The following is a 21,429-nucleotide window of genomic DNA, read 5'->3' on the forward strand; positions in this document are numbered from 1 at the left end:
CTACCATGTCATCTGTTCACCTGACCAATGCTCCGAACCGGGAGTTCCCTCTTATCGGACATTTCCATTGTTTCTTATAGGCATCATTGACATGCATGTGGTGTGACCGTAAGAGTGGTAGTAATGGGGCTCATGAGGTGTCACTTACGGAAGTGGTGAGCGGGCGGGCTTTCGTCGTCAGAGGTATGGCTTTTGTCGTGACGGCGGTGCCGGGCGGACGTCCGGCCCACGTGCGCTTTCTTCCCCTCAAGTGACTTCTGCGGTGAAATGCCGCGCTTATTGGAGGTGCGATGCCGGTCACGCCGACCTATCCGGGCGTCTACATCGAAGAACTGCCGAGCACCGTCAGGACCATCACCGGGGTCTCGACCTCGGTCACGGCCTTCGTCGGGTACACCCCGCGCGGCCCGGTGAACACCCCTGTCACACTGACCGGCTTCGCCGACTACGAACGCCGGTTCGGCGGGCTCGCCGCCTCCAGCCTGCTGAGTTACGCCGTGCGGCAGTTCTTCCTCAAGGGCGGCGCGACGGCCATCGTGGTGCGGCTGGCGAGCGGCGCCGCGTCCGCGTCCGCCGTGATCCCCGGCGCCGGGGACGGCGGGTCGCTCACCGTCTCGGCCAGGGAGCAGGGCGCCTGGGCCGACTCGCTGCGCGTCGCGATCGACCCCGCCGGCGAGGGCGCCTTCGACCTGCGCGTCTTCGGCCCGTCGGGAGCGGTGCGCGAGACCTACGCCGGCCTCTCGCTCGACCCCGAGTCGCCCCGTTTCGCCGAGTCCGTGGTCGGCCAGTCGTCCGGCATGGTCACCCTGAAGGTCACCGGCACCGCATTCCCCGCGTACTCGGGCACGGTCTCGGCGCCGATCGGCCTGCCCCTTCCCGACGTCGCCGGACAAGAGATCACCGCGACCGCGGGCGGCGAAAGCCACACCTTCACGCTGTACGACGAGAACAGCCCGGACAAGCCGCGCACGTTACCCCAGCTCGCCCTGCTGCTCGAACGCAGGATCCGCGCCGCCGCGCCGACCGACCGCGCCTTCTCCGCCGCCCGGGTGCACGTCAGAGGCGACCGTCTGCACGTGCTCGCCGGCGACCCCGGTGCCGCCCTGAACCTGACCGGTGCCACCGCTTTGAACCTCGCCTCGTCCGTCCGCCCGCCCTCGTTCCCCTTCTCCGGCGGCGGGGACGGCTCCCCGCCCGGCGCGGCGGACTTCATCGGCAGCCCCGACGCCAAGACCGGCATCCACGCGCTGCGCGACGTCGAGGACGTCAACCTGCTCGTCCTGCCCGAACTCGCCGGCGAGGCGTTCGACGACACCCGGATCGACGTCATCGCCCAGGCCGTCGCCCTCTGCGAGGAGAAGCGGATCTTCCTCCTCCTCGACGCCCCCCGCTCCTGGTCCACCCTCGACCGCGCCCGGTCCGGCCTGGCGGAGTTCGACTCCGTGCGCAGCGACCACGCCGCGCTGTACTTCCCGCACATCCGCGTCACCGACCCCCTGACCGGCAGGCTCCGCGACCTCCCGCCCTCCGGCGCCGTCGCGGGGGTGTACGCCCGCACCGACGTCGACAGGGGCGTCTGGAAGGCCCCGGCCGGCACCGAGGCGACGCTGCCCGGCGTCCGCGCCTTCAACGTCCCCCTCACCGACCCGGAGAACGGCCTGATCAACGTGCTGGCGCTGAACGCCCTGCGCGCCTTCCCGGTCATCGGCCCCGTCGTGTGGGGGGCGCGCACGCTCGCGGGCGCCGACCGCGTCTCCTCCCCGTGGAAGTACGTCCCGGTGCGCCGCCTGGCGCTGTTCCTGGAGGAGAGCCTGTACCGCGGCACCAAGTGGGTGGTGTTCGAGCCGAACGACGAGCGGCTGTGGAGCCAGATCCGGCTCAACGTCGGCGCGTTCCTCCACACGCTGTTCCTGCGGGGCGCCTTCCAGGGCACGTCGCCGCGCGAGGCGTACTTCGTCCGCTGCGACGCGAGCACCACCACGCAGGACGACGTCAACCGCGGCGTGGTGAACGTCGTCGTCGGGTTCGCGCCGCTCAAGCCGGCGGAGTTCGTGATCGTGCAGATCGAGCAGATGGCCGGCCGGCTCCAGGTCTGACCGCCGGGCCCTTCCTTCCGACACAGGGGTGACAGTCGATGGCCGAGTTCACCGTGAACGCGCAACGCTTCGACCCGTACAAGAACTTCAAGTTCCTGGTGCTGTGGGACGGCAAGATCGTCGCCGGGATCAGCAAGATCAGCCCGATGAAGCGCACGACCGAGGTCGTCAAGCACCGCAGCGGCGGCGACTCCAGCTCGCCCCGCAAGTCGGCCGGGCGCACCGAGTTCGAGGCGATCACTCTGGAGCGCGGGGTCACCCACGACCCCGAGTTCGACCGCTGGGCCAACAAGGTGTGGCTGGTCGGCGCGGGCCGCGGGTCGGAGTCCTCGCTGCGCGACTTCCGCAAGAACATCGTGATCCAGGTGCTCAACGAGGCGGGCCAGGTCGCGATCGCCTACAACGTGTACCGGGCGTGGGTCAGCGAGTACCAGGCGCTCGGCGAGATGGACGCCAACGCCAACGCGGTCGCCATCCAGAGCCTGAAGCTGGAGTGCGAGGGCTGGGAACGCGATCCCGAGGTCCAGGAGCCGGAAGAGCCCACGATCACGCAGCCGGCGTGATGATCACGGCGGCCGACCTGCTGTCCGTCTGGGAGTCGGGCGCGGACGCGGGCAACGCCCAGCGCGCCGTGCTGCTGCACGCCGTCGCCCGGCCGGAGGCCCCCGACCTGCTCGACGCGCCGGTCGGAGCGCGCGACGCCGAGCTGTTCGCGCTGCGCCGGTCGCTGTTCGGCGCCCGCATCCCGGTGCTGCTGTCCTGTCCGGAGTGCGGCGAGCGGCTGGAGTTCGACTTCGACACCCGCGCCGTGCCCCCGCCGGAGCCTTCGCCGGTCGAGCCGATCACCCTCACCGTGGACTCCTGGACGGTCGTCGTGCGCGTCCCGACCTCCGGCGACCTGCTGGTCGCCGCCCGGTCGGCGAGCCCGCGCGCGGTCCTGCTCGAACGCTGCGTGCCGGAGGCTCGGCGGGACGGCGAGCCGGTCCCGGTGGCGGCGCTGCCCGCCGAAGTCGTCGCCCGGGTCGCGGAGGCGGCGGGCTGCGCCGATCCGGGGGCCGACGTCCGGTTGGACGTCCGGTGCCCGGAATGCGGTCGGATGGTGCGGGCCGGGCTGGACATCACCCTCTGCCTGTGGACCGAACTGGACGCCTGGGCACGTGCCACGTTGCTGGAGGTGTCCCTCCTCGCCGCCTCCTACGGGTGGGATGAGGCCGACATCCTGGCGATGAGCTCGGCACGGCGACGCTGCTACCTGGAGCTGGCCGGCCATGCATGACCACTTCGACCGTCTTCTGGCCCGGGTCTCGGGCGAACCGGGCCCGTCGCCGTTCGTACGCCCGCGCCTGCCGCACGTCTTCGAGCGGCCCGCCACCGGACCCGTCGCCGACCTGGAGGCGCACGACGAGGTGACGCCGCGTCCCTTCCTCACGCCCACCCCCGAGCGTCCACCCGGGGTGCCGGGGCCGGTCCGCCCCGAGCCGTCCGCGCCGCCTCCTCCCGCTCTTGTCGGCATACCGGAACACCGCGCCCACGGCCCGGCCGACGCGATCCCGGAGGGCATGCGGGCGGTGGAGCGGACGGAGCCGATGGGGGTCGCCGAGGCCGTGCGCCGCCTGGTCGAGCGCATCGAGGTGCGGCGCGGCCCGCTGCTCGCCCCGGCGAGCGTGCCGGGGCCGGTTCCGGCGGCGGGCGAGCGTTCCGCGCCGTCCGTCACCTCGCCGGGGACGCCGTTCTCCCATGCCGGAAACCCGGCCGTCCCTCCGGCGGGCGCCGCGCCCGGCGAGCGGTGGCGCGTGACCCCGGCCGTACGGCAGCGGGCCGAGCAGGGCCGCGAGGTCCGCATCAGCATCGGGCGCCTCGAAGTGAACGCCACCAGGCCCGAGCGTCCCACGCCGCCGCCCCGGCCAGGCCGTCCCGCCCCGACGGTCAGCCTGGAGGCCTACCTCGCCGGAGGGGACGGGCGCCCATGAGCAACTACCTGGCGATAGCCCAGACCACCCAGGCGTTGTGCGAGTTCATCGCCCGCTCTCTGCAGGCCGACGGACTGGAGCTCGGCGCCCAGGTCGTGCCGCGCAAGCCGCCCGCGGAGCCGCCGCAGGAGCCCCTGGTCACCGTCTTCCTCTACCGGACCACGCCGAACGGGGCGCTGCGCAACCTGGACGCCCCGACCCGTGGCCCGGACGGCACGCTGCTCACCAAGCCGCGGGCCGCCCTCGACCTGCACTACCTGATCAGCTGTTACGGCAACGAGGACGAGCTGGAGCCCCAGCGCATGCTGGGTTCGGTCGTGCGCGGGCTGCACGAGGAGCCGATCCTGTCCCAGCTCGACATCCGCGAGGCCGCGAACCGCCCGTTCCTGGCCGGCGGCGACCTGGCCGCCTCCCTGCAGAAGGTCCGCTTCACGCCCGCCAAGCTGGACCTGGACGACATGTCCAAGCTGTGGTCGATGCTGTTCCAGACCCCGTACGCCTACTCGGTGGTGTACGACGCCACGGCCGTCCTGCTGGACGGGCACGGCATTCCCGCGGCCGGTCGGCCGGTGCTGCGCCGCACGATCCGCGCCGTCCCGGGCACGCGACCGCACATCGCCCGCCTGCGGTCACGCCCCCGCGGCTCCTCCGCCGAACCACTGGAAGGCCCGTCCCCCGCCGACCACGAAATCTGGCTGGAGGGCGACTCCCTCACCACCGGCGAGGCCGTCCCTCCCGCCGTCGGCGAGGCGGTCTCCTCCTCCGCTGACGAGGCGATTTCGTCCGCCGGCCGAGAGGACGTCGGGGCCGCCGGTGGGGGAGTCGCCAAGGTCGCTCCTGGGAGAACCGCCCCTCTCTCGGTCGGCGAGGTCGTCGTCCGGGTCGGGGACCGGGATGTGACACCGGACCGGGCCGGCGCGGAGCGGGTCGTGTTCACCCCGCCCGAGGACCTGCCGCCCGGCATCTACCCGGTTCAGGTGCGGGCCGGCGTCGTCGAGTCCAACGCCGTTCCGCTGACCCGCCAGCCCCGCGTCACCGGCCCGGTCGAGGCGAGCGGGGACCCGCTCGTGGTCACCGTCCGCCTGGACATGCCCGTACGGGACGACCAGCGCGTCGAGTTGCTGCTCGACGAGCTGGACCCACCGCCGGGACGCCGCCCCGAGAGCCACCGCTTCCCCGCGACCCACCCACTCGACCGGCCCCCAGGGACGGACGACCACGTAATCCACGTCCCGGTCCACGGGGTACGCGCGCCGCTCACGTACCTCGTGCGCGTCCAGGTCGCGGGGGTGGCCGGCCGCACCGGCGACGACCTGCGCACGCCCGTCCTGGACCTGGAGGTCTGACCGTGGGGGAGGAGTCGCACGGGCACGCGCTGATGGCCGAGGTACGCGCCGTGCTGGCCGCCCTCGACGCCCACGCGTCCGGCCACTCCACCCCCCACCGCCCCCGTCCTCCAAAGCCCCGACGCACCACCCGCCGAGACACCCACCCGGTTCCCCCTGCAACCCCTCACCACCCGGCGACCGAGACGTCCACGCCACCCGCACCGACCACGCCACCCGTACCGGCTGCGCCAACCGGGTCGGCCGCGCCAGCCGGGCTAACCGGGCTATCCGGGCTATCCGTGTCATCCGGGCCGTCCCCGTTATCCGGGCTGACCGCGCCAGCCGGGTCATCCGCGCGATCCATGCCATCCGGGCGGGCGGACGCCGGGGGTCCCGGGATGTCCGGTGGGGCGGTGGAGCGGACGAGTGCCCTGGACATGTTGTGTTCGTGCTTCGGGCTGACCGTGTTCGAGCGGGACGTGCTCGTTCTCGCCGCCGCCATGGAGGTGGACGCGACCACCGCGTCGCGCTGCGCGGCGGCCGCGGGGGATCCGTACCGCGCCTACCCCACCTTCTCCCTGGCTCTCGCCGCGTTCCCCGACCCGCACTGGAGCGCGCTCACGCCCGTGGCCCCGCTGCGGCGCTGGGGTCTGGTCGAGCTGGACGCGACGGTGTCGCCGGTCACCGGACGCCTGCGCGTCGACGAACGCGTCCTGCACTTTCTCGCGGGCATCTCCTACCTCGACACCCGCCTGCGCGGCCTCGTCACGCCCGTCCCCGAACCGCCCGATCTGCCCCCGTCACACGCCGCGCTGTCCGCCCGCGTCGCGGACGCCTGGCGCGGCGCGCACGCCCGCCCCCACGCCGAGCTGACCGGCGGCGATCGGCGCACCCGCGAGGAGGTGGCCGCGGTGGCCGCCTTCCGGTCGGGCTTGACGCTGTACGCCGCCGATGCCGCCGACCTGCCCGCCCATCCGGACGAGAGGGACGCCCTGCGGCGGCTGTGGGAGCGGGAGGCCGTCCTGCTCCCGGCCGCGCTGCTGGTGGAGACCACCGCCGCCACCCGTGCCGCCGCCGACGCGTTCGCCGCGCCGCTGGAGGTCCCCGTGCTCGTCTCCGGCGCCGACCCGGGCACGGGCGATCGCCATCGGGCGCGCTTCACCGTCCCCGCGCTCACGGCCGACGAGCAGCATGACCTGTGGTCGGCGGCGCTGAACGGTGATGCGGTGACCGGTGATGCGCTGAACGGTGACACGGTGAACGGTGATCCGCTGAACGGCGACGTGGCGAACGGCGCACGCCCGGTCGGTGACGCCGAGCTCAACCGCCTCGTCGCGCAGTTCTCGCTGCCCGCGCACGTCATCCGCGAGGCCGGGCGCGCGGCGCGTACGGCGTCCGGCCCGGAGATGTCCCGGCTGGCGTGGCAGGCGGGGCTGACCGAGGCGCGCATGGTGCTCGACGAGCTGGGGCACCGCATCGAGCCCCGCGCCGGCGCCGAAGACCTGGTGCTGCCCGCGCAGCAACGCGGCGTGCTGGCCGAGATCGTCGCGCACGTCCGGCAGCGCGGCACCGTCTACCACGAGTGGGGATTCGCCTCGGTGCTGCGGCGCGGGCTCGGCGTCACCGCGCTCTTCGCCGGGGGCAGCGGGACCGGCAAGACGCTCGCCGCGGAGGTCGTCGCCGGACGGCTCGGGCTGGACCTCTTCGTCATCGACCTGTCCCAGGTGGTCAGCAAGTACATCGGCGAGACCGAGAAGAACCTGCGGCGGGTGTTCGACGCGGCCGAGCGCGGCGGCGCGGTGCTCCTCTTCGACGAGGCCGACGCGTTGTTCGGCAGGCGCAGCGAGATCAAGGACAGCCACGACCGCTACGCCAACCTGGAGGTCAGCTACCTGCTGATGCGCATGGAGGCCTACCGCGGGCTGGCCGTCCTCACCACGAACATGAAGAAGGCGCTGGACCCGGCGTTCCTGCGCCGCATCCGCTTCGTCGTGGACTTTCCCTTCCCTGGGCCGGCCGAGCGCGCCGAGATCTGGCGCCAGGTCATCCCCGGCCGCGCGCCGACCGGAGACCTCGACCTGGCACGGCTGTCCCAGCTCACCGTGACCGGCGGCAGCATCCGCAACATCGCGCTGTCCGCGGCCTTCCTCGCGGCCGAGGAGGGGACGGCGCTGGCCATGCGCCACATGCTCGCGGCGGCCCGCACCGAATACCTGAAGCTCGACCGCACCCTCACCCCGGGGGAGATCACCGGATGGGTATAGCGCCGCGGCGGATCGTCGTCCACGTGGACGAGTTCGCGCTCAACGGGTTCCCCATGGCCGACCGCGACCGGGTGGCCGCCGCCTTCGAGCGTGAGCTGACCCGCCTGTTGTACGCGGCCCCGCTGGACGGGGGCTCCTCACTGCCGGAGGGATCGCTGCTCGCCAGGTCGAGCCGGTCGCTGGACGCGATCGCGCTGCCCGCGCTGCCGCCCGCGGCCTCCTCCCGCAGGCTCGGAGAACTGCTCGCCCGCGCCGTACACGACGGGTTCACCCGAGGGGAGACGGACGCGTGAGGACCACCTCCGCCCGCCGGCGGACCGCCCCCGAACGGCGAGCCAAGCGACCCCGCGCCACCCGGCCCCCCGAGACCAGGGACGCCCTTATGCCGTCCCAGCTCACGGGCGTCCTCACGCCGTTCGCGGTCTCGGGCGTCTCCACTCGCTCCGCGGTCTCGGGCCTCTCCGCGCCATCCGCGGTCACGGGTATCCCCGATGCCGGCGTACGCCGTGGTCTCGCGGAGAGGCTGGGGCACGACCTTGGCCGGGTGCGCGTCCACGCGGGCCGCGATGCCGCCGCGCTGCTCGACCCGGCCGCCGTCGCCGACCGCGTGGTGGCAGGGGTGCTGCGCAGCCTGCGCGGCGACCCCGCGGACGCGTCTCGGCGGGTACGGCTGCAGGTCGTCCGGCTCGCCACCGGACTGCGCGAGCTCGTCCTCGACCGGCTGCGGGTCCGGCTGTCCTCGGCCGAGTACGGGCGGCTGCTCACCATGGTCCAGGAGACGGACACCGCGGCGGCCGGCGGTCCCGTCGAGTCGGCGATGGCGCCCGAGCCCGTACCCGACGCGACGGAGGCGGCCGACTCGGAGCGCGAGGCCGCGGAGGAGTCCCGCCAGGGCCTGGCCGAGCAGGACGAGCAGCGTGCGCGCGACGACGCCGAGGAGACCTGGGGCGAGGAGGAAACCCCTGATCGGGAGACGGCTGACAAGCAGGAAGAGCACGGGAAGCAGCGGGCGGCGAAGGAGTCCCGCGATCAGGAGGCGCCGGACGAGGCCGCGAGCGAAAGGGAAACCCGCGGCGACGGGGATCGGTCTGGAGAAGACGACGGCAAGCGCTCTACAGAAGGCGACGGCGAGCATTCCGCAGAGGGCGACGGGGAGCGCTCTGCAGAGAGCAAGGGGGAGCGCTCTGCAGAGGGTGACGGGGAGCGGTCTGAGGGGGGCGTCGAGGGTGCTCGGGCAGAGGCCGCTGGGGAGTCCATCGCCCAGGGGCTCGGCGCTGCAGGAGGCATGCCGTCCGCGTCGCAGGGACCGGCCGCGGGTGCGACCCCGGTCGCGGAGACGGGGGCCGGGCAGGCCGTAGTGGCCGGGGCGCAGCCGGTGCGTCCTGAGCGTGTGGAAGAGGCGGCCGGCGCGTCCGACAGTTCTCTCGTACGGCATGGCCTGCTGGGGCGCCAGGAGAACGACCCTCCGGAGGAGGCTGAGAGGCCACTCGGGTTGGAGTCCGGCGCGGACGCCGAGGTGCCGGTTCCTGAGGGGGAGTCCCAGGGAGCCGAGGATGAGCGTGACGCGGCCGGCGCCGGTCCCGATGCCCAGCCGGATCCCCGGCCCGAGGACTACCTTCCCGCCACCGACCTGGACGTCTCCGACGTGCCGACGGTCGGCGACACCGTCCGGGAGGGACGGACACCGCCACCGGCCGCCGAGGCCCCGGCCTTCCCCGCACCACCGCCCACCAAGGCCGAACAGCAGAACGACGAGGACGCCGAGTCCCCTGCCACCTCCGATACCGAGTCGCCTGCCGTCCTGGACGCCGAGTCCTCCGCCACCCCCGCTACCGAGTCCTCTGCCGTCCTGGACACCGAACCCTCTGCCACCCCGGATATCGAGTCCCCTGCGACCCCGCACACCGAGTCCTCAGCCGGCCTGGACGTCGAGTCCGCTTCCACCTCGGACGCATCCCCCATCGAGGCGCCGAACACCGCTCCCGAACCGTCCGTCGACTCTTCGATTTCTGCTGCCACGGGGCCGTCGGGGGAGGAGCCTTCCTCCGCCGGGTCGGGGTCGTCCGCCGAGACAGTGGGCGCCCGCGTCGCTTCCGCTGTGGGCGGCGATGCCGAGGTGGGGGGTGGTACGGGGGACGTGGGGGCGGTTGCGCCGGAGGCGTCGTTGGAGTCGGGGGGCGGGGCCTGCGCGGGGGCGCCGGAGGCGACGACCGAGGGGGCCAAGGCAGAGGGCGGTCAGGGGGGCTGCGCGGCCGGTGGGGGTGGTGGAGCGGGCGGGGGTGGGGCCGCGGCCGAAGAGAAGCCGCCCTCCGTTCCGGACGTGTCGGGGCAGCGGCCGGAGGCGGCGCTGGCCACGGTTTCGACGTTGCCGCCCGTCGCGATGCGCGGGTCGCTGGCCCAGGTGGACGGGGCGATCGGCCGGGACGTCGGGGAGCGGCAGGCCGCGCTCCAGGCCGCGCCGCCGACGGCCGAACGCCCGTCCGGAGCCCCGCGCACGTTGTCGGGCCCGCCCGAGGCGGCGCCGCCCGGCCACACCGAGCCGGTCAAGCCGGCGAAACTTCAGGCCCGGCAGGCGGAGCGGCAGAAGCAGGAGCGCGCCAGGGAGGTCCAGGGCAGCGACCCGGCCGCACGCGCGCCGCGGCCCCAGGTGGCGGGGACCGCCGACGGGAAGCTCTCCGAGCAGGAGGCCAGGAACGTCGAGCGGGCCGTGGACAGCGTCCCCACCAGCGATCCCGCGTTGCACGCCACCGTCGGCCCCGCGCGGAAGGTCGAGCTGAAGGGCGAGACCGACCCGGTCAGGACCGACGAGCAGTCCGCCGAGCTCGCCGAGGCGTCCCACGAGATCCACCAGGGGGGCCGCGAGGAGGCGGCCAAGCCGCTGGGAGAGGACCAGATATATCCGGACGTGCCCGCCGAGACCCTGACCGGGGATGTCCCCGCCCCAGGGAGCGGCGGGGGATCGGTCACCGGAAGCTCCGCAGGTAGCGGGGGTGGGGCGGTCACGGGGGGCTCGGCAGGTGGTGGGGGCGGACCGGTCGGGGAGGGCGGCGCGGGGCAGGCCGTTGCCGTCGTGGCGCGGCAGGAGCGCGGGGCGCAGATCCAGGCCGGGTTCACCGGCGGGCAGGCCCGGATGGGGTCCGAGCGGCAGAGCCAACGGCAAGGCGAGGCCGAGGCGAACGCCCGGCACCAGGCCGAGACGGCGCAGGCCGTCCAGGAGAACACGCAGGCTCAGGCGGACCAGCGGGGCAAGGTCGCCGAGGACGTCGCGGCGCGGCGCGCGGAGTGGCGGGCCGAGCAGGACGAGAAGGTCCGGGACACCGGCGTCCAGGCGGGCAAGGAGCACGAGAGCACCCGGTCCGGCATCCTCAGGGAGAAGGCCGACACCGACCGGGAGAACGAGGAGCGCAGGCAGCAGGACGACGAGCGGATCGCCCGCGAACGCGAGACGGCCGAGGCCAAGGCGCGCGAAGAGAAAGAGCGCAGGAAGAGGGAGTCCAGCGGCGGCGTACTCGGCTGGCTCGCCTCCAAGGTCAAGAGCTTCTTCGAGGCCCTGCTCACCGCGATCACCGCGATCTTCGACGCCGCGGTCAGGCTGGTCAACGGCATCATCAAGGGCTTCGCCGACTTCGTCACCGGCCTGATCGACCGGGCCAGGGACGCGATCGTCGGCCTGATCGGCAAGCTGGCCGATTTCCTGATCAAGCTGTGCGACGTCCTCGCGGTCTTCTTCCCCGAGCTGGCCGCGCGGGTCCGCAGGGCGATCGAGAGCCTGCGGGACGCCGCGATCGCCGCCGTCAACAGGCTCGCCGACGCGCTCAAGGCGGGCGTCCGGTTCTTGCTGAACAAGCTGGCCCAGGCGCTCACGGGACTGTTGCGGCTGCTGGAGGCCGGCCTGAAGGCGGCGGTCGAGGCCGTGCGGAGCGTCGTGAACGCCGCCGTCGAGTTCGCCAGGGCCGCGATCCAGATGCTGGGCCAGTTCGCCGAGATCGTCGCCGACATCGCGTCCATCGGGGTCGGGCCGTGGCTGGGACGGCTGGGCGGCGCGGCCAGGGAGGGCGTCCAGGTCCACCTGTGGGGGGCGATCAAGTCCGCGGTCAGGCAGTGGTTCGACCAGAAGGTGGAGTCGATCCTCGGGCTCGGCAGGACCGTGATGAACGTGCTGGTCAAGGGCTGTGTCTCCATGGCCAAGATCAGCAGGATGGCGTGGGACGCCCTGATCGCGTCACTCCCCGCGCTCATCGTCACGGTCGTCGTCGAGCGGCTGGTGTCGCTGATCGTCCCGGCGGCCGGGGCCGTGCTCGCGGTCGTGCAGGGGCTGATCGCCGCGTGGGGGACGGTCGGCAGGATCCTCGCCGCGATCGGGAAGTTCCTCGCCTTCCTGAAGGCGGTCAAGGCGGGGCCCGCGGCGTGCATGTTCGCCCGGGCGCTGGCGGCGGGCGTCGTGGCGCTGCTGGACTTCGTCACCAACTTCCTGATGTCCAAGCTGGCCGCGGCGGCCAAGGGGGTCGGCCGCACGCTTACCGGGATGGCCACAAAGATCCTCGCCGGGCTGCGGCGCGCGGGGAAGGGCGCGCGGAAGGCGGCGGGGAACGCGGTCAACGCGGCCCGTCGCGGCCTGCGCGCCGCGGGCGCGGCGCTGCGGCCGTCCCGCCGCGGTCCTGTTTCCAGCGGTCCGGGTAACCGCCGCCTCGGTCGCGTGGGTACCGGGCCGCGGGGCGGGCGCGTACGCGAGACGCCCGGTCTTCACAGCGGACGCCGGCGCGACGGCCGGGGAAGTGGCGGCCGGGAGACCGGGCGGCAGGAGGCCGGCGGGCGGGGACCCGGACGCCGGGAGCCCGGGCGGCAGGAGCGGCGGGAGATCAGGGGGCGGGAGTCCGGACGCCGTACCGTGGCGAGTCCGGGAAGCGGGGCACGTCAGGCCCTGCGCCTTAGGGGCGCCGCGGTCCGCGACGGCATCCGGAGGACCGGCGCGGCGCTGCGCGGGATCGGCCGGAGGCTCGCCGGGGGCAGGCTCGGGCGGGCGCTGCGTGACGGCGCGAAGAAGCTCCGTGACGCCTACCGGCGCACCCGTGAGCGGATCGAGGACAGGCGGACCAGGCGCGCCGAGCAGGACCGCCGGCGTCGCGACGATCGGCTCAGGAAGCGGGAGCAGGCGAAGAAGGACCGCCTCGCGCTCGTGGTGGCCCGCATCAGGCCACGCGTGGTCGGCCTGCTCCGGCGTGGTGTACGGGAACGCGTGATGGCGGCGGTGCTGGCGGGCCTGCGCGCCTGGTACCGGCTGACCGCCCTCACCGCCACGGCGTCCCGCGCGCCCCTGATCACCGCGACGCTGAACCCCGAGGCGGACGTCGCCAAGGCGCGCCGTGAGCGGGTCAAGGAGATCCTCGGCCCGGCCGCCGGCCAGGTGGTGGATCTGGAGGTCTGGTTCGACTTCCACAAGGGCAAGGACGAGGAGGCCTTCGAGAACGTCCTGAACGAGATGCGGGAGGCGCGGCGGCTGGCGGACGAGAACCCCGGCCGGTTCATCCACGCCGCCCGCGAGGAGACCGCGCCGCGCCGTGCCGGGACCGGCGACCCGTTGAAGGAGTTCGACCTGGCGCTGTCCGGGAAGCGGGTGCTCACGCCGGGGGTACAGGGCGGCGCGCGGCCCGCAGCCGCAGGACCTTTTCCTCATACCCCGCGGAAGGCAGGGCCAGAGTCGGGGCGGACATCGCAGGCAGGGCCCGAGCCCTTGCGAACACCACAGCCCGGTCCAGGGTCCTTGCGAACATCGCAGGCCGGACCAGAGTCCTCGCGAACGCCGCAGGCGAAGCCGGAGAAGGCGTCGCGTCCGGACGTGGAGGGGCCCGCGGCCGGGGACATCGAGCGGAGCGTCGAGGTCACGACCGTGCGCGCGGAGGTCACCCAGTTCAGCAACCTCAGCGAGGGCGTCCGGCACGGGGCGAGGAAGGCGGCGCAGCGGGCGGAGGCGGGCGTTCCGATTCCCGGGCGGAAAGAGGTGAGCATCTATATGCGGCTCGGCGTCGGCGAGAGAACGATGAAGAAAGGCCAGACGCGGCGCATAAATGCGGACGGAACCGTGCAACTATTGCGGCCGGACGGCACCCTGGTGACGTCCGATAACATCTACCACGCGTTCCAGAAGAATTTACCGAAAATCCAGGGGACCGAGCACCTGGACCGGGTCACGATCGTCGATCCCGATACCGGTGTGGCGGCGATGTTCGAACGGCTCGGCCAAACATGGGAAAGGGTGAGGTGAAACGATGGGCGACGCTCGCATGCGCGATTTCCCCGGCGCCGTGGTGCGCCTGGAATCGGAGGCGGACGTCCTGCAGGACCCGGAGGACCAGACGGCTCACGCCCGGTACGCGGTGGAGGGCCTGCTGGCGTTCTGCGATGAGTTCTGCGAACCGGTGTCGATGGACCTGTCGCTCGCCTACCACGAGCGCGATTTCGACTACCCCATGAGCGATCCCGTGCCGCCGAGGCCGTTCCACCTGCTCAGGGCCGCGTCCGTCCCGCCGGGCGTCGAGGTGCGGCCCGCGTGGGCGGGCGCGAAGGCCGCGGTCGTGGACGAGTTGTCCGTGGACACCGTCACGGATTTCGTGGCCCGCGCGCTCGACCAGGACGTGCCGGGGGGCGGAAGCCTGGGCTGGTACGAGTCGGCGTTCCGGGCGACGCGGGTGCGCCTGCCCGAGCCTCTCGGGACGCGCGGGTTCGTCGAATTGCAGGCCGAATCCGATGCCGTGCGATATCCGGTCGAACGGCGCGGCGACGGCCTGTGGGTCTCCGGGCCGGGCCCGGCGGGCGTGCTGAACGCGCCGATCGAGCTGAGAATGACCAAAGAATCGGGACTGCTCGTCTTCGAGGCGTCCGTCTATTGGTCGCTGTGGGCCGAGGACGGCCCGGGCCGCTCCTTTGTGAAGGACGGCGTCGAAAGAATGCGCGGTCTCGGCTGGACGGCCGCCGATGAGGGCTGACGGGCGGCGCGGCCGATGACCGCTTTTCTGGACATTCCAAAGCCGATCCGGTCGGGAATCGTGGTGCTCGATCCGGAACGCGGCACCCCGCGGCGGGTCATCGTGATGCAGTTCAACCCCGAGACGCTGGAGCGGTCGCTGACGCCGCAGGCGGCCGGGGGCGAGCAAGGGGACAGGACCGAGGTGCTCCGGCTGAAGGGGCCGGCGATCGAGACGTGGAAGTTCACGGCCGAGATCGACGCCACCGACCAGCCCGAGGTCCCGGCGCCGGACGGCGTCCATCCGCAGCTCGCGGCGCTGGAGATGCTGGTGCAGCCGCCGAGCGGCCGGATCCGCGCCGACCGGGCGCTCGCCGAGGCGGGCACGTTGGAGATCACCCCGGTCGAGACTCCGCTCACCCTGTTCACCTGGGGGCGGAGCAGGGTGCTGCCGGTGCGGCTGACCGAGCTGTCCATCGTCGAGGACGCGTTCGACCTGGACCTCAACCCGGTCAGGGCGACGGTCGGCGTGGGCATGCGCGTGCTGTCGTCCAGCGACCTGCCGGCCGGGCACCGCGGCGCCGAACTGTATCTGGCGCATCTGTCGCAGAAGGAACGCCTCGCCGGCGCGGCGCCCGCGGGCCGGTTGGACGCGCTCGGCGGCCTCGACTTTCAGGAGAAGTCATGACATATCCCCCGCAGGCACTGGCGCACGACCCGGCACGCACGCCGTACCCGCGCACGAGCCGGTACTTCGGCATCGCCCCGGCCGTCCACACCGACGCCTCGGGCCAGGCGATCCCCTACCTTCCGCCCCGGCCGGCGCCGCGGCCGGACGCCTTCGTCACCGTCCAGGCGCACGAGGTGCGCGTCGGCGACCGCGCCGACATCCTCGCCGGCCGCCATCTTGGCGACCCCGAGCAGTGGTGGCAGCTCGCCGACGCCAACCCCGTGCTCGACCCCCGCGACCTGACCGCCACCCCGGGCCGCCGCGTCCGGATCACCCTGCCCGCCGGCGTCCCGGGGAGCTGACGTGGACGACGTCACGCCGATCCGCCTCACCCTGCTCATGGGCCCGCAGATCGTCGCGCCCGCGCCGCGGCCGGTGACGGACGCCCTGCTGTCCGCCCAGGTCACGGTGACCGCGGGGCAGCGCAGCGGCTTCCAGCTCTCCTTCGACCTCAGCCGGGACGGGCTGATCAACCGCGACCTGCTGCCGGGCGGCGCGTTCGACCCCCAGGTCAGGGTGGTGCTCGCGGTCACCGTGCGCGGGACGGTCACGGTGCTGATGGACGGTGTGATCACCCGGCAGGAGGTCGGCGTCTCCAGCGCCCCCGGCCGGTCCACGCTGACCGTCACCGGCGAGGACCTGACCGTGCTCATGGACCTGGAGGAGCGTGCGGGCGTGCCGTACCCCGCCATGGGCCCGGCCGCCCGCGTCGCCGCGATCATCGACGGGTACGCGCAGTACGGCATCACGCCCCTGGTGATCCCCGAGCTGATCCCGCAGACCCCGATGCCCACCCGGAGGATCGACTTCCAGAAGGGCACCGACCTCGCCTACCTCAACGAGCTGGCCAAGGCCAACGGCTACGTCTTCTACCTCGACCCCGGCCCGGCGCCCGGGGTCAGCCGCGGCTACTGGGGCCCCGAAACGCGCATCGGCGTGCCGCAGCACGCGCTCACCGTCACCATGGACCACCTGTCCACCGTCGACCAGCTCACGTTCGGCTTCGACGGCACGGCGCGCGAGGAGCCGGTCGCCCGCGTGCAGATCCCCGCGACCAAGACCGACGTGCTGCTGCCGGTCCCCGAGGTCGGCGTCCTGCGCCCGCCCCTCGCGCGGCGGCCCGCGCCCGCGCTGAAGAAGAGGGTGATCGCCGACACCGCGAAGAAGGACGCCGCGCAGGCGTTCGCCGAGACCCTCGCCAAGGTCGTCGAGTCCTCGGACGCGGTCAGCGGCTCCGGCCGGCTGGACGTCACCCGGTACGGCCACGTGCTGCGCCCCCGCGAACTCGTGGGCGTGCGCGGCGCCGGCCTGACCTACGACGGCGAGTACTACGTCAAGAGCGTCACCCACGAGCTGCGGCGCGGCTCGTACACCCAGGACTTCACGCTCGCTCGGGAGGGCCTGGTCGCGCTGCGCCCGGCCGTCGTCCCGTGACCCACGGAGGAGGCACATGCCCCGCGACAACCGGTACCTCGGCAAGTACCGGGGGACCGTCGTCAACAACGCGGACCCCCTGCGGCAGGGCCGCATCCAGGTCCGCGTCCCCGACGTGCTCGGCGAGGCCACGTCCTCGTGGGCGATGCCGTGCCTGCCGGTCGCCGGGCCGCAGATGGGCCTCTACACGGTGCCTCTGGTCGGGGCGGGGGTGTGGGTGGAGTTCGAGCAGGGGGACGTGAGCTTCCCCATCTGGGTCGGCTGCTGGTACGGCGCGGGGGCCGAGGTCCCGTCCGAGGCGCTCGCCGGTGACCCGGGCCGTCCGAACATCCTCGTCCAGACCGGCGGCCGGCAGACGCTGCTCATGTCCGACCTGCCGGGCGGGCCGGGCATCACGCTGCGCGCCTCGTCCGGCGCGTCCATCGTGATCAACGACGCGGGGATCGTGCTCAGCAACGGCAAGGGCGCGTCGGTCTCGCTCGCCGGACAGACCGTGACCGTCAACGACGGCGCTTTCACGATCACCTGAAGGGGGTGCGCGATGCCAGGGAACCTTCTGCACGTCAACGCGACCGTGATGTGCCCGCACGGCGGCCGTGCCATTGCCCGGCCCGCCCGATCCGGGGTCCTGGTCGAGGGGCAGCCGGTCGTCACGCTCGCCGACTTCCACACCATCACCGGCTGTCCCTTCAACGTCTCCGGCACGCCGCGGCCCTGCGTGACCGTCCAGTGGGCCGGGGCGAGCACGCGGCTGCGGGCCGCGGGCTCCCCGGTGCTGCTGCGGGACTCGCCCGCCATCTGTCACAGCGCCGAGCGGATCCCCCAGGGCTCGCCGCTGATCACCGTCGTCCAGCAAAGGGGAAACGGGCAATGAGCCTGCTGAACATCGCCTTTCCTTTCCACACCGACGGACACGGCCACACCGCGGCGGCCGGGTACGACGACCACGTCCGCGACATGATCCTCCAGGTGCTGTTCACCAGTCCGGGGGAGCGCGTGATGCGTCCCGGTTTCGGCTGCGGCCTGCTGGACCTGGCGTTCGAGCCGAACAGCCCCGAACTCGCCGCGACCCTGCAGCTCTCGGTGCGGGCCGCGCTGCAGCGGTGGCTCGGCGACGTCATCGACATCGACGCGCTGGAGATCGTCGCCGAGGACGAGGTCTTACGCGTGCACCTGGCGTACGTCGTCACGGCCACCGGCACCCGGCGTGCCGACGTCTTCGAAGTGGGGGTGCCATGAACGGCCGCAGAGCGGACGTCCGGGCCGCCGGGCTCAACGGGCTGGACGGGATCGAGGTGAGCGACGACGGCACCGTGCTCACGGTCGCCTTCCTCGGCCGCGCGCCCCAGGGGCTCGGGCCGAGGAACATCCGCATCGACGGAGGGCGCCGCGTCACCGGCGTCCGCGCGGTGGCCGTCGCCGTGGACGCCGCCCGGGACCCCGGCCTCGACGACCGCATGCGCGTCACCGTCGACACCGCCGGGGACCACTCGCCCTACACGATGACGATCGTCGAGCCCGGCCCGCACGGACGGCCCGGCACCACGCCGTACCACGGCTTCGACCCCAGGTACGCGTCGGCGACCTTCACCTTCCGGCCCGCCTGTCCCACCGGCGCCGACTGCGCCGCGCCCCCCTGCGAGAGGGAGGAGCCGCCGCCCGCGCCGCCGGTCATCGACTACACCGCGCGCGACTACGCGTCGCTGCGCCGGGCGCTGCTCGACCGTATGACGCTCACCCTGCCCGGCTGGACCGAGCGGCACGCGGCGGACCTCGGCGTGACGCTCGTCGAGGCGCTCGCCTACGTGGGCGACCAGATCGCCTACCAGCAGGACGCCGTCGCCGGCGAGGCGTATCTCGACACCGCGCGGCACCGCGTATCGGTGCGCAGGCACGTGCGGCTGGTCGACTACGCCATGCACGACGGCTGCAACGCCCGCGCGTGGGTGGCTCTGCGAACCGGCCGCCCGCTGACGCTGGACGCGGGACGTTTCCGCTTCGCCGCCATCGACACCGGCGCGCTCGACCCCCGTGACCGGCCCGTGCTCGGCACGGTGATCGGCGAGGACGCCCTGGCGGCCCTGCCGCCCGCGGTCACCGTGCAGATCTTCGAACCCGTCCTCGCGGGCCCCGTCCGGCTCCGCCCCGAGCACAACGCCATCCGCTTCTGGACCTGGGGCGACGAGAAGGCATGCCTCCCTGAGGGCGCCACCTCCGCCACCCTCCGCGACACCTGGACCACCCCCACCGAGGCCGATCCCGACAACTCGCCGGACGTGCCCGCCGAAACCGCCCCCGGTGTGGCGGGACGGCGGGGGCGGGCATTGCGGCTGGCGCCGGGGGATGTGCTGGTCATCGAGGAGGCGCTCGGGCCGGGCACCGGCGCGGCGGCGGACGCCGACCCCGCGCGCCGCCAGGCCGTCCGCCTCACCTCCGTCACCCGGGTCGTCGACGCCCTGTACGACCAGCCGGTCGTCGAGGTCACCTGGGCCGAGGAGGACGCCCTGGAGTTCACGGCGTGCCTGGCCACCCGGGGCGGCCCGGACTGCGGCCCGCTGACCGACGTCACCGTGGCCACCGGCAACGTCGTGCTGGTCGACCACGGCGCGACCATCGCGTGCCCGGAGGAGTTCGACGTCCCTCCGGCCCCGACGCCCGCGTCGTCCTGTGCCCCGTCCGGCACCGGCTGTCCCGACCGGCGCGAGGAGGGCCCGGCGGTGGCCGCGATCCACGCGCTTCTGGTCAGGACGAAGGCCGGCGAGCCGCTGACCGGCGACGACGTCTCCCGGCTCGTGTCGCTGCTCGACCAGGCCGCGATCGACCGGGCGGGCCTGGTGGCGGACGTGCCCGCCGCCGAGCAGGTCGTCGCGCTGCGGGCCCTGATCGCGCGGCTCACCTACCCCGCCCTGCCGCCCCGCTTCCGTCCCGTGCTCCGCGACCGGCCGGTCACCCAGCGCACCGCCTTCCCCGAGCTCGCCCAGGTGGCGAGGTCCCAGGCCCGCCTGCTGGCCGCGATCCCCGACCGGGCGCGCGCCTGGCTGGACGCGCTGTGTCAACGGGTGCGCGACGGACACCGCCTCTCCCACGCGGACCTGGCACGGCTCCGCGTCCTGTTCGGCGACTCCGCCCTCCACGAGGTGGGCCTGGACGAGTCCGCTCCGGGCGACACGGGTCCGGACGGGGCACGCGAGGTGGACGCGGGCCCGGACGGGGCGCGGGAGGTGGACGCGGGTCCGGACGGGGCGCGGGAGGCGGACGCGCTGACCGAGCTGGGCGCCCGGTTCGAGCGGCTGCTCGCCGGGAAACTGCGCCGCGTCGCCACGCTCGCCGCGCGGGCCCGCGCCGGGGCCGTGCTCAGGGACGACGTGGCCTGGGAGGTCCGCCACGCCTGGGGAGCAGCGTACGCCGACGGGCTGACCCCGGCCGACCCTCGCCTTCTCGGCCCCGCCCGCGCGGCCCTCACCCAGAACCCCCGCACGGCGCTCCCCGCCGTCCAAGCCCGCACGGTCGAGCCGGCGACCCCCGACGCCGAGTCCGTCGGGGGCGAGGGGCCGGCGGTCTGGGAGCCGCGCAGAGATCTGCTCGCCGGCCGGCGGGAGGACCGTCACTTCGTCGGCGAGCTGGATGACGACGGCGGGCTCGTGCTGCGGTTCGGCGACGGAACGCAAGCCACTCCGCCGCCGCCCGGCTCCCGGCTGCGCGTGCGCTACCGCGTGGGCAACGGACCCGCGGGCAACGTGGGCGCGGACGTCATCAGCCACCTCGTGCTGAGCCGGGACATCGGCGAGAAGCCGGACCAGGGCGGGGGCGAGAGCCTGGACCCAGAGGTGGGTCGGGGTGTGCGGGATGGGGTTCTGGGGGTTCGCAATCCCATGGCCGCGGTCGGGGGGACGGAACCGGAGCCGGTGGAGCAGGTGCGGCAGGTGGCGCCGCTGTCCTCGCGGCGGGTCAAGCTGCGCGCGGTGACGGCGGCCGACTACGCCGAGCTGGCGGGCCGCGTTCCCGGCGTGGCGCGGGCCGCCGCCCAACTGCGCTGGACGGGCACCGCCGAGGAGGTCCACGTCGCGATCGACCCCGCCGCCCGTCCGGCGGCGGACCGCGCGCGGCCGGACGCGGCGCCCGGCTTACCCCAGGCAGTGGCCGGCTCACCCCAGGCAGTGGCCGGCTTGTCGCAGGTGGTGGCTCGGGTGGCGGAGGGTGGCCTGCCGCAGGTGGTGGCCGAAGTATTGGAAGGGTTCCGCAGGGTCGGGCATCGGGTGGTCGTACGGCACGCGGTGCTGGTGCCGGTCGATCTGGAGCTCCTCGTCTGCGTGGACCCCGGGTACCAGCGGGGGCACGTGGCCACGGCCGTGCGGCGGGCGCTCGGCGCCGGGCTGCTGCCGGGCGGACGGCCCGCCTTCTTCCACCCGGACGCGCTCACGTTCGGCGACCCCGTGCGGGTGAGCGCGCTCGTCGCGGCGGCGAGCGCGGTGCCCGGGGTGGTCGCCGCGCACGTCACCCGGCTCGAACGGCTCTTCGGCCCCCCGGCGGGCGAGCTGGAGGACGGCCTGCTCACGGTGGGCCCGCTGGAGATCGTCCAGATGGACGGCGACCCCGGCCGTCCGGAGAACGGCAGGCTGTCGATCAGGCTCGGAGGTGGACGATGA

The 21,429-nt window shown here is 73.7% G+C and carries 16 protein-coding genes; all 16 read left to right on the top strand.

Going from position 1 to position 21,429, the window contains the following annotated elements; all coding sequences use genetic code 11:
• Window positions 1-290 precede the first annotated feature (290 nt).
• Window positions 291-2,096 (top strand): phage tail sheath C-terminal domain-containing protein, encoded by a 1,806-nt coding sequence (locus BJ982_RS10455; protein ID WP_184878893.1) that lies wholly within the window; start codon window positions 291-293, stop codon window positions 2,094-2,096.
• A 38-nt stretch (window positions 2,097-2,134) separates the two neighbouring features.
• Entirely contained in the window at window positions 2,135-2,659 is a 525-nt protein-coding gene (locus BJ982_RS10460) for a phage tail protein (protein WP_184878896.1), read from the top strand.
• Window positions 2,659-3,372, top strand: coding sequence for a T4 family baseplate hub assembly chaperone (locus BJ982_RS10465; protein ID WP_184888660.1), 714 nt, complete (start codon window positions 2,659-2,661; stop codon window positions 3,370-3,372). Before BJ982_RS10460 ends, BJ982_RS10465 begins: the two co-directional genes overlap by 1 nt.
• Window positions 3,365-4,066 (top strand): hypothetical protein, encoded by a 702-nt coding sequence (locus BJ982_RS10470; RefSeq protein WP_184878898.1) that lies wholly within the window; start codon window positions 3,365-3,367, stop codon window positions 4,064-4,066. Before BJ982_RS10465 ends, BJ982_RS10470 begins: the two co-directional genes overlap by 8 nt.
• The gene (locus BJ982_RS10475) at window positions 4,063-5,412 is read left to right on the top strand and encodes a Pvc16 family protein (protein ID WP_184878901.1); all 1,350 of its coding nucleotides are present in this window, start codon (window positions 4,063-4,065) and stop codon (window positions 5,410-5,412) included. Before BJ982_RS10470 ends, BJ982_RS10475 begins: the two co-directional genes overlap by 4 nt.
• 395 nt (window positions 5,413-5,807) lie before the next feature.
• On the top strand, window positions 5,808-7,658 hold the full coding sequence (locus BJ982_RS40365; protein ID WP_203959436.1) for an ATP-binding protein: 1,851 nt from the start codon (window positions 5,808-5,810) through the stop codon (window positions 7,656-7,658).
• Window positions 7,649-7,951: a hypothetical protein gene (locus BJ982_RS10485; RefSeq protein WP_184878905.1), complete on the top strand. Its 303-nt coding sequence runs from the start codon at window positions 7,649-7,651 to the stop codon at window positions 7,949-7,951. Before BJ982_RS40365 ends, BJ982_RS10485 begins: the two co-directional genes overlap by 10 nt.
• Window positions 7,948-13,920: a hypothetical protein gene (locus BJ982_RS10490; RefSeq protein ID WP_184878908.1), complete on the top strand. Its 5,973-nt coding sequence runs from the start codon at window positions 7,948-7,950 to the stop codon at window positions 13,918-13,920. Before BJ982_RS10485 ends, BJ982_RS10490 begins: the two co-directional genes overlap by 4 nt.
• 4 nt (window positions 13,921-13,924) lie before the next feature.
• Window positions 13,925-14,641 (top strand): hypothetical protein, encoded by a 717-nt coding sequence (locus BJ982_RS10495; protein WP_184878910.1) that lies wholly within the window; start codon window positions 13,925-13,927, stop codon window positions 14,639-14,641.
• 15 nt (window positions 14,642-14,656) lie between these two features.
• Window positions 14,657-15,307 carry a hypothetical protein gene (locus BJ982_RS10500; protein ID WP_184878912.1) on the top strand — a complete coding sequence of 217 codons (651 nt, stop codon included), beginning with the start codon at window positions 14,657-14,659 and terminating at the stop codon, window positions 15,305-15,307.
• Window positions 15,304-15,651, top strand: coding sequence for a LysM domain-containing protein (locus tag BJ982_RS10505; protein WP_184878914.1), 348 nt, complete (start codon window positions 15,304-15,306; stop codon window positions 15,649-15,651). Before BJ982_RS10500 ends, BJ982_RS10505 begins: the two co-directional genes overlap by 4 nt.
• A 1-nt stretch (window position 15,652) precedes the next feature.
• The gene (locus tag BJ982_RS10510) at window positions 15,653-16,783 is read left to right on the top strand and encodes a hypothetical protein (RefSeq protein WP_203959435.1); all 1,131 of its coding nucleotides are present in this window, start codon (window positions 15,653-15,655) and stop codon (window positions 16,781-16,783) included.
• Between the two features lie 16 nt (window positions 16,784-16,799).
• Entirely contained in the window at window positions 16,800-17,312 is a 513-nt protein-coding gene (locus tag BJ982_RS10515) for a phage baseplate assembly protein V (RefSeq protein ID WP_184878916.1), read from the top strand.
• A gap of 12 nt (window positions 17,313-17,324) precedes the next feature.
• Window positions 17,325-17,657: a hypothetical protein gene (locus BJ982_RS10520; RefSeq protein WP_184878918.1), complete on the top strand. Its 333-nt coding sequence runs from the start codon at window positions 17,325-17,327 to the stop codon at window positions 17,655-17,657.
• Window positions 17,654-18,022, top strand: a complete 369-nt coding sequence (locus tag BJ982_RS10525) for a GPW/gp25 family protein (RefSeq protein ID WP_184878920.1) — start codon at window positions 17,654-17,656, stop codon at window positions 18,020-18,022. The genes BJ982_RS10520 and BJ982_RS10525 overlap by 4 nt, the downstream gene beginning before the upstream one ends.
• A complete protein-coding gene (locus BJ982_RS10530) occupies window positions 18,019-21,429 on the top strand; it encodes a putative baseplate assembly protein (RefSeq protein WP_184878922.1) in 3,411 nt (1,136 codons plus the stop codon). Before BJ982_RS10525 ends, BJ982_RS10530 begins: the two co-directional genes overlap by 4 nt.

This window comes from Sphaerisporangium siamense (assembly GCF_014205275.1).
Taxonomy (GTDB): domain Bacteria; phylum Actinomycetota; class Actinomycetes; order Streptosporangiales; family Streptosporangiaceae; genus Sphaerisporangium; species Sphaerisporangium siamense.

What these genes read in the sequence shown, in the direction of transcription:
- BJ982_RS10455 (WP_184878893.1), top strand. Translation starts at nt 291, where the DNA reads ATGCCGGTCACGCCGACCTATCCGGGCGTCTACATCGAAGAACTGCCG.
- BJ982_RS10460 (WP_184878896.1), top strand. Translation starts at nt 2,135, where the DNA reads ATGGCCGAGTTCACCGTGAACGCGCAACGCTTCGACCCGTACAAGAAC.
- BJ982_RS10465 (WP_184888660.1), top strand. Translation starts at nt 2,659, where the DNA reads ATGATCACGGCGGCCGACCTGCTGTCCGTCTGGGAGTCGGGCGCGGAC.
- BJ982_RS10470 (WP_184878898.1), top strand. Translation starts at nt 3,365, where the DNA reads ATGCATGACCACTTCGACCGTCTTCTGGCCCGGGTCTCGGGCGAACCG.
- BJ982_RS10475 (WP_184878901.1), top strand. Translation starts at nt 4,063, where the DNA reads ATGAGCAACTACCTGGCGATAGCCCAGACCACCCAGGCGTTGTGCGAG.
- BJ982_RS10485 (WP_184878905.1), top strand. Translation starts at nt 7,649, where the DNA reads ATGGGTATAGCGCCGCGGCGGATCGTCGTCCACGTGGACGAGTTCGCG.
- BJ982_RS10495 (WP_184878910.1), top strand. Translation starts at nt 13,925, where the DNA reads ATGGGCGACGCTCGCATGCGCGATTTCCCCGGCGCCGTGGTGCGCCTG.
- BJ982_RS10500 (WP_184878912.1), top strand. Translation starts at nt 14,657, where the DNA reads ATGACCGCTTTTCTGGACATTCCAAAGCCGATCCGGTCGGGAATCGTG.
- BJ982_RS10505 (WP_184878914.1), top strand. Translation starts at nt 15,304, where the DNA reads ATGACATATCCCCCGCAGGCACTGGCGCACGACCCGGCACGCACGCCG.
- BJ982_RS10515 (WP_184878916.1), top strand. Translation starts at nt 16,800, where the DNA reads ATGCCCCGCGACAACCGGTACCTCGGCAAGTACCGGGGGACCGTCGTC.
- BJ982_RS10520 (WP_184878918.1), top strand. Translation starts at nt 17,325, where the DNA reads ATGCCAGGGAACCTTCTGCACGTCAACGCGACCGTGATGTGCCCGCAC.
- BJ982_RS10525 (WP_184878920.1), top strand. Translation starts at nt 17,654, where the DNA reads ATGAGCCTGCTGAACATCGCCTTTCCTTTCCACACCGACGGACACGGC.
- BJ982_RS10530 (WP_184878922.1), top strand. Translation starts at nt 18,019, where the DNA reads ATGAACGGCCGCAGAGCGGACGTCCGGGCCGCCGGGCTCAACGGGCTG.